5 protein-coding genes are annotated in these 8,174 nt (G+C 70.7%); 1 reads left to right on the top strand and 4 read right to left on the bottom strand.

Annotated elements, in window-relative coordinates:
• Window positions 1–396: 396 nt before the first annotated feature.
• From ACH4E8_RS09645 to ACH4E8_RS09660, 4 genes are all read right to left on the bottom strand, one after another.
• The gene (locus tag ACH4E8_RS09645; protein ID WP_398446021.1) at window positions 397–2,085 is read right to left on the bottom strand and encodes an LCP family protein; all 1,689 of its coding nucleotides are present in this window, start codon (window positions 2,083–2,085) and stop codon (window positions 397–399) included.
• A gap of 48 nt (window positions 2,086–2,133) precedes the next feature.
• Window positions 2,134–3,852, bottom strand: a complete 1,719-nt coding sequence (locus ACH4E8_RS09650) for an LCP family protein (protein ID WP_398446023.1) — start codon at window positions 3,850–3,852, stop codon at window positions 2,134–2,136.
• Between the two features lie 234 nt (window positions 3,853–4,086).
• Window positions 4,087–5,481 carry an LCP family protein gene (locus tag ACH4E8_RS09655; protein ID WP_398446025.1) on the bottom strand — a complete coding sequence of 465 codons (1,395 nt, stop codon included), beginning with the start codon at window positions 5,479–5,481 and terminating at the stop codon, window positions 4,087–4,089.
• Window positions 5,482–5,715: 234 nt separating this feature from the next.
• On the bottom strand, window positions 5,716–6,483 hold the full coding sequence (locus tag ACH4E8_RS09660; RefSeq protein ID WP_398446027.1) for a TIGR03089 family protein: 768 nt from the start codon (window positions 6,481–6,483) through the stop codon (window positions 5,716–5,718).
• A gap of 138 nt (window positions 6,484–6,621) precedes the next feature.
• Here ACH4E8_RS09660 and ACH4E8_RS09665 point away from each other — a divergent pair, with 138 nt between their 5' ends.
• Window positions 6,622–8,010, top strand: a complete 1,389-nt coding sequence (locus ACH4E8_RS09665) for a peptidoglycan recognition protein (RefSeq protein ID WP_398446029.1) — start codon at window positions 6,622–6,624, stop codon at window positions 8,008–8,010.
• The last annotated feature ends 164 nt before the right edge of the window (window positions 8,011–8,174 follow it).

Below are 8,174 nucleotides of genomic sequence, written 5' to 3' on the forward strand. Positions count from 1 at the left end.
TCCGAGCGCTGGTGCACCCGGGTGACGCGGTCGGTCACGGGTGAAACGAGCGAGGAGCAATAGGGTGACGAAATGGTTACCGTGGGTGACGCGTTGGGGTGACGGGATTCTGCCGGGTCCGGACGACCCGGGAGGTTCCCGGACGGGTGAGGGCGGATGCGGCTACAAGGGCGAATCCAGCACACCGTAGGCCCATACGATCTGCGGTCGGTCGCACCGACCGGCCGCCGCGCGTCCGTGTCCCCCGTTCGCGGTAACGCCCCGCCGTGACCGTTCCGTCCGCGCCGACCCCGCCGTCCTTGACGTTTGGGTCAAGCCCCCGTGCGCACACGTGGAAGGGCCCCGGGCAACTACTCGCCCGGGGCCCTCCTCGCGTCCGTACCTGAGCGCCGTGCGCTACCAGGTGAAGCCGGGCTGGACCGGCATGCACGCGCCCTCGTCGTCCCCGGCGAGCGGGTTCGCCGCCTCGGGCGCCTTGCCGTCGCCCGTGTCCTTCGGCTTCGGCTGGGGGAAGGCGTCGCCCGTGCGCCAGTCAGCGCCGACGATCAGCGTGATGCCGCTGGCCCCGCTGCCCGGCGCGGCCTTCTTCACCGCCGTCAACGGGATGCCCAGCGCCTTGGCGACCGCCTGCGCGTCGCCTTCGAGGTCGTTCGTCTCGTACCGGACGATCGTCTTCTGCCGCGGGTTCTTCACGGACGTCGCCACCGCCTGGGTGAAGCCCTTGGCGCCGAGGGCCGAGGTGATCTCGGCGGCCCGGCCGCGGGCCGCGGGCGCGCCGTCGCCGTCGGTGCCGTTCTGCACCCGGACCGGGATCTGGTCGGCGGGGGCCGCGGGGTCGTCCGAGGTGGGTTCGGCCGGCTTCTCCGTCGACGGCTTCGGCTTCGCCTTGCCGGTGCTGCCCCGGCCGTCGAGCGGAACGTCGTCGCGGATCATCTGGAACAGCTTCTCCGCGTCACCGGGCTTGGGCTCGACCTTCGCCTCGAAACCCGGCCGCTTGGAGTACTCGTTGGGCATCGTGGTCATCGTGATGCGCTCCGTCGGCACGCTCTTGAGGGAGTTGCCGATGTCGTACAGCGCCTTGACGTCCTCGATGGTGTCGCTGACGGTCAGCGAGTCGATCGCCGCCTCGGCCAGCTTGCGGAGCTTGTTCGGGTCGGTGAGCTTGGTGTTCTTCCGCAGCTCGCGGACCATCGAGTTCATGTACATGTGCTGGGCGCGGGCCCGGGACAGGTCGGTGCCGTCGCCGAAGCCGTAGCGCGTCCGCAGCCACTGGAGGGCCTGCTCGCCCTTGACGGGGGTGGTGCCCTTCTCCAGCCTCAGGTGGGAGCCCTCGCCCTTGTCGTTGCGGGAGTAGATGTTGTCCTGGACGCAGACCGGGACGCCGCCTATCGCGTCGGCCATGGAGACCACGCCCGCGAAGTCGATCATCATGAAGTGGTCGATGCGTATCCCGGTGAGCTTGTACCAGGTGGCCACCGTGCAGCCGGCGCCCCCGCGCCCCAGCGACTGGTTGGTCTGGGCGAAGCTGAGCGCCGGGTAGGTCTTGTCCTTCTTGGTGTCCCGGCACTCCGGGATCTTCAGCATGGTGTCGCGCGGCATGCTCACCACGGAGATGTTGCTGCGGTCCGCCGAGAGGTGCACCAGCATCTGCACGTCGGCGAGCGGTGCGCTGCCGAAGGTCTTCTTCGCGCCGCCGAGCCGCTGGTTCTCCTTGGAGTCCCGGGCGTCGGAGCCTATGAGCAGGATGTTCAGCGGCGTCTGACCCGCGGCGTTGGGCTTGTGCTCGCCCATGTCCTGGCCGAGGTTCAGATCGTCCTTCTTGAGTTTTCCGTTGAGGTACTCGTAGTAGAGGTATCCGGCCCCGGCCGTGCCGAGTATGAGGAGCGAAAGCACGGAAGCGGTCCACCGGAGCGCGCGTATCTTGCCGCTCTTCACTTTTTTCCTGCTCTTTCTGGTCTTGCCGTCGTTCGAACCCGAGCGCGCGCCTTGGTGCGCCTGCGCCTGGGTGTGTGACTGTGCCTGTGAGTGCACGGGGTCCTTGGCTCCGCCCCGTGCCCCCTTCTCCCGCGTACTGCTCCGTCCCACCCCTTGCCCCCTGGTGTCACGCGCGCCGCGGGACCCGGAGCAACCGGGTCACTTGGCACACAGTTGCTTGTCCGCTTCGACCTTCTGAATGCCCTCCGGGGCCTTTGTCTTGCCGCCGGGGAGGGGGACGCCGGGCTCCTTGAAGTCCTCGCCGAGGACGAGCTTCATCGGCTCGGTCCCCACGGAGTCCGCCGCCTGCGGCTTGAGCGCGGTGGCGGGCAGCCCCAGCAGATCGGCGAGCGCGCGCGCCTGGTCGGCCTGGTTGGGGCCGTACTCCAGGGTCGTGGTCGCCTGCTTGGGCGCGTTGGACTCGTTGCTCGACTTGTTCACCTGCTTGCCCTGGAGCCAGGTCAGCGTCTCCTGCGCGGCGCCCTGCGGGCCGCCGCCGTTGTAGACCGCGACCCTGACGTCGGACGCCTCGGCCCGCGGGCCGTCGAGCGGTCCCGGCGTCTTCTTCTTGGCCGCCTTCTCCTTCTTCTCCACCTCGGTCAGCGACACGTCGTTCCTGATCATCGCGAACAGCGGCTCGGCCTTCTGCTCCTGGAGCAGGACCGCGGTGCGCTTGTCGTTGTCGACCACCGGCACGGTCGCGAAGGTGATGTTCTTCGGGTTGACCTTCGACATCTCCATGCCGAGTTCCTGGAGCTTCTTGATGCTCCCTATGCCCTTGTCGACGGTGAGCGCCTTGATGGCCGCGTTCGCCAGGTCCCACATCTTCGTGGGGCTGGTCAGGGTCTCGCTGGACTTCATCTCGCGGATCATCGAGCTGAGGAACTGCTGCTGGAGCTCGATCCGGCTCAGGTCGCTGGCGAAGCCCACGGACTTGCGGGTCCGTACGAAGGCCAGCGCCTCCTCGCCCTTGACCTTGTGCTTGCCGGCCGGGAGGTTGAGCTTGGAGTCCTTGTCGTTGATGGGCTTGGCGAGGCAGACCTCCACCCCGCCCACCGCCGTCGACAGCGTCTTGACGGCGTTGAAGTCCGCCATCATGAAGTGGTCGATCTCGATCCCGGTCAGCTTGGTGACCGTCTCCATGGTGCAGCCGGGGTTGCGGCCGTCGACGCCCAGGCTCTCGTTGAACTTGCGGCCCTGCACGCCGGGGATCGGCTGCCCGTCCGTCGTCTTGCAGTCCGGGATGTCGGTGATCAGGTCGCGCGGGATCGACAGCGCCGTCGCGTTCGACCGGTCCTTGGAGACGTGGAGCAGGATCGAGGTGTCCGCGTGGCCCTCGCTGTTGCGGTCGCCGTACGAGGTGTTGCCCTTGCCGGTCCGCTTGTCGGTGCCGAGCACCAGGATGTTGATGGCCCGGTCCTTCTTGAAGCCGCCGGTGCCCGCGTCGCCCACGTCGATGGTGTTGAGGCTGCCTTCGAGGCGCTGGTAGACGACATACGCGCCGACGCCGCCGGCCGTCATCAGCAGCGCGAGGCTGCCGCCCGTCCACATCAGGACCTTCTTCTTGCGGGACGCGCCGGGCTTGCGCTTGCGACGCCCCGCGCCCACCGGGGGCGCACCCGCGCCGTCGTCCCCGCCGCGCGCCCGGTGCGAACGCTGGCCCGGCACCGGTGCCTGACCGCGTCCCGGGGCGTCGGCGCGGCGGCCGTCGGAGGTTCTCGAACCGGGAACGGTCGGCGCCCCGGCGGGGTTCGCCGACGGCGACGACTGCGCTGGGGATTGGTCCAGTCGCAGTTCGTAAGTGCCGGTCTGCGGGTTGAGCACCCACTGGTCGGCGGGGTCGATGTCATCCGCCCGCCCGCGGCTTTGCGCATCCACGGTCTTCAGAGTCCTCCGTCGGTGCCACGCGTAACGCCTCCACGAAAGGCGCGCGGTCTCTCGTTCCAGCAGCGCACGACGCGAGCCGGGGTACCGGATCGCGTCACACTATCCGCCCAGTTCATTGCGGAGCGACGGGCGTGACAAAACCCACGCCCCTTACAACCGGGCATTCCACCCAATCCGTGTGGTGTGGCTCGATGCTTGGTCATCGCTTTACTCACACGTCACGGTTTACTCACATACGTTCACCGCCGCATTCGTGCCGGAGTAGCTGGGACTGGTGCTTGCGCTCGGCTCCCCGCTGGGGGACGAACCGGGCGCGCCCGAGGGGTTCGTGGGGGCCTTGGAGCGATGAGATCCGGCCACGTCAGGACTCCGGGAGCCCGCCGTGTCCCGCTGCGCATCACCGGCCTTCGGGTCGCCGCTCTTGGTGTCGTCACCCTTCGGGCCGTCGGTCTTCGAACCGTCGGTCTTCGAACCGGGCGGGCGCACGGTGATCGGCAGGTCCTCGCGCAGTTGCCGGAACAACCGCGACGCCTCCGGCTCCACCAATTCGTCCCGGTTCGCATTCGCCGCCCACGGCTGCCGCGGCACGGTCAGGAACTGCACCCGCTCCGTCGGGATGCTGCGCAGCGAACGCGTCAGGTCGTACAGGTCCTTGAGCGAAGCCAGCCCCGGATCGGTCGTCAGCGACTTGGTCGCCGCGTCCAGCACCGGGTAGAGCTTCGCCGGATTCAGCAGCACCCCGTCGCTCTGCACCTTCTTCACCAGCGAGCCCAGGAACTGCTGCTGGCGGCTCATCCGTTCGGTGTCGCTGCCGTCCCCGATGGACTTGCGGGCGCGTACGTACCCGAGCGCCTGCTCGCCGTCGAGCGTCTGGCGCCCGGCCGGCAGCTCCAGGTGCGCGGCCGGGTCGTCCACCGGCTCCTTCAGGCAGACCTCGACGCCGTCGACCGCGTCGACCATCTCCTTGAAGCCGCTGAAGTCCACCACCATGTGGTGGTCGATCCGCACCCCGGTCATCTTCTCGACCGTGCGGATCGTGCAGGCGGCCCCGCCCCGCTCGAAGGCGGAGTTGAACTGTCCGAGCCGCTCCTCGGACCGGCCCCCGTCCGGCGTGCGGCAGCTCGGGATCTTCACCATCAGGTCCCGCGGGATCGACACGGCCGTCGCACTCTGCCGGTCGGCGGCCAGGTGCAGCAGGATCGCGGTGTCCGCGCGCTGGCTGCCGCCGTCGTCCCGGCCGTACTTGCTGTTCCCCTTGCCGCGCCGGGAGTCCGAGCCGAGCAGCAGCAGGTTCTTGGCGTCCTGGGCGACCTGGACCGGCCGCTCCTTCTCGTACGTCTCCAGCTCGGCCGCGGCCTCGGTGTCCGGGGTGATGTTCGCGTCGAGCTTCCGGTAGAACCACCACGTCGTCGCCGCGCCGGCGAGCAGCACGACCGAGACGCCGAGCGCGGTCCAACGCAGCCAGTGCCGTTTGCCCTTGGTGCCGCCGCCCGCGCTCGGGGGTGCGTCGCCCTCAGCGGTGACCTTGGGCTCGACGGGGAGGGCGGCGTGGTGCTCCTGGCCGCCCCGGTCGTCCGGGCCGGGCGGTGTGCCGGCACTGTCCGTCACTTCTGCGTCCATCCTTCACGGTGTCGGCGGCGCGCTGGACCGCCGATCGCAGGACTAGACGGCTGAACCTCGCGCTTGGTTGTGCCTGAAAACACGGGTATCGCCGATCATCCAACGGAGTTGGGGGTCGAGCTCGGGGGCTCGACCCCATGTGCGCCATCTGGGGGTATTCCTAGCGCTTTGATGTTGGATGCACTTGTACGAAGGCTGCCGGCGGCTCCCACGGGGTGCCGTCCGTGACGGTGGCTACTGCGGCGCGCCGTCCACCACGGTGTGCGTCACCCGCTCGCTCTCGACCCGCTGGCGCAGCCCGTCCGCGGACAGCTTGTCCAGGTGCCGGCAGAGCACCACGGACGCACCGGCCGCCAGCGGTGCGTACAGCCCGGCGGCGAGCCCCGCCCAGGAGTCGTAACCCCGGTCCGTCAGCAGCCGCGAGCCCGCGCCGAGCCCCAGCTCCGCGGCGTCCGCCCGGGCCCGCTCCACCAGCTCCACGGCGCTGAGCCCGGCGCCGTCGACGAGCAGCGCGGGCGCCTGCGGGTCGACGGGTGCGTACGGGGCGAAGCGGTCGCCCTGGCCCGGGACCTCGACCGCGTAGTCCGTGAAGCCGGCCGGCGGCTGGGGGAAGCGCCCGCCCAGCGGACGCAGCGCCAGCGCGACCCGCTCACCGGTGCACGCCCGCGCCTCCTCCAGCGTGTCCGGGCCGCTCACCACCAGGTCCGCGTCCGCGGGGTCGCCGCCGACCTCGACCGTCACCCCGACCGAGGCGGCGGCGAGCAGCCAGACGGCGCTCTGCCAGTGCGCCGGCAGCAGCAGCGCGAGCCGGTCGCCGGGCTCGGCCGCGAGGTCGCCCTGGAGCAGATTCGCCGTCTTGGCCACCCAATTGGCGAAGGTTGCAACGGACAATTCCACGCGTTCACCGGTGGCGTCGTCGTAGAAAGTGATCAAGGGGCGCCCTGGGTCCGCGGAGAGGGCGGATCGCAGCAGGTCGGCGGGGGTGCGGTCGCTGGCGTTCACCTGGGCAAGGGTACGCGCGGCCCGGTCGCGCCGTCCCTCGTACCGGTGACGCGGTCCACCGGTCGGCCCGTTGCGAGCCCGCGGCGCGCGCGCCGTTCCAACGAGCGGAGACGGTGACGGGGCATCAAGATCTTCTGCATGCGTGGATTCCTGTCTTCTTCGACCGGTGTCGCGGCCTGTGCCGCGCTCGTGCTCCCGCTCTCGCTGTCGGCGGGCGCGCTCGCTGCGCCGGCGCACTCCGACCGTCCCGTGCCACCGGCGCACCCGGTGGAGGCGGGGCGCGCCGGCCCTCCGAACGTGGCCGTCCCCGATGCGCCTGACGCGCCCGGTACACCCGGTACGACTGGTACACCCGGTACGCCTGGCGTTCCTGATGTTCCTGATGTTCCTGGCGTCACCCAGTCGCTTCCGATCCCCGCCGCTCCCGACTCTCCCGCCACCCGCACCATCGCCCCGAACGCCCGCGAGCGGACTCTGCACCAGCGCGAGGTCCAGCCGTTCTCGCTGGTCGGCGTGGTGTGGGAGGACGCCGGCAGCGACCTTCACGGCACCGTCCAGGTCCGCACCCGAGACGTCCGCACCGGCGCGTGGTCCGGCTGGCAGGACCTGGAGACCCACACCGCGGACCACGGGGCCGACCCCGGCAGCGCGGAGGGCGCGTCCGGCCGGCTGCGGGGCGCCACCGCACCGCTGTGGGTGGGCGCGTCCGACGGCGTGGAGGTGCGGGTGCGCCCCGAGGGCGCGGCGCACGCCGGGGAGGGCGAGGCGGCACCCCTGCCGCGCGGGCTCCGCCTGGAACTCGTCGACCCCGGCGAGGCCCCCACTCCCGCCGACCCGGGTCCGGCTCCCGGGCCCCGGGCGTTCGCCCCGGCGGCTGCCGACGAAGGCGGCGCGGCGCCGCGGGACGCCACGGCCAAGTACGTCGGCCCCCGCCCGTCGATCGTCACGCGCAAGAACTGGGGCGCCGACGAGTCCCTGCGCGAGGGCGGCTTCGCCTACACCTCGACGGTGAAGGCGGCCTTCGTCCACCACTCGTCCACCGGCAACAACTACACCTGCAAGCAGGCCCCGTCCGTGCTGCGCGGCATCTACCGCTACCACGTGGTGAGCAGCGGCTGGCGGGACTTCGGCTACAACTTCGCCATCGACAAGTGCGGCACCATCTACGAGGGCCGGGCGGGCGGCGTGACCAAGGCGGTCCTCGGGGCGCACACCCTCGGGTTCAACTCCAACACCATGGGCGTCGCGGTCCTCGGCACCTTCACCGGCACGAACCCGCCCGCGGCGGTGCAGACCGCGATCTCCCGGCTGACCGCCTGGAAGCTCGGCCTCTTCGGCCGCAACCCCGCGGGCAAGGTGACGCTGACGTCCGGGGGCAGCGGCAAGTACAAGAAGGGCAGGAACGTCACCTTCGGCGTGATCGCCGGCCACCGCGACGGCGTCTCGACGGACTGCCCCGGCACGCGCCTGTACAACAAGCTGGGCTCCATCCGCACGGCGGCGGCGAAGTACCAGGGCCGCCCGTGAGGTAGCGCGGCGGGTCGGGCCGGGTCGCTCGGTGTGCGGGTTCCTCGTGGGGTGCGGGGCGGGTTGCTCGGTGTGCGGGTTCCTGTTGTGTGCGGGTGTGGGGGTCCTCCGGGCTCACCTCCTCGCGGTCGGCGGCATACAGGTCCTCCAAGACAGCGAGGCTG

It is taken from the genome of Streptomyces sp. NPDC017979 (assembly GCF_044328175.1).
Classification (GTDB): Bacteria; Actinomycetota; Actinomycetes; order Streptomycetales; family Streptomycetaceae; genus Streptomyces.

Bases quoted from the DNA above. Each gene is read 5' to 3' on its own strand.
- ACH4E8_RS09665 (WP_398446029.1), top strand. From the start codon at position 6,622: ATGCGTGGATTCCTGTCTTCTTCGACCGGTGTCGCGGCCTGTGCCGCG.
- ACH4E8_RS09655 (WP_398446025.1), bottom strand. From the start codon at position 5,481: ATGGACGCAGAAGTGACGGACAGTGCCGGCACACCGCCCGGCCCGGAC.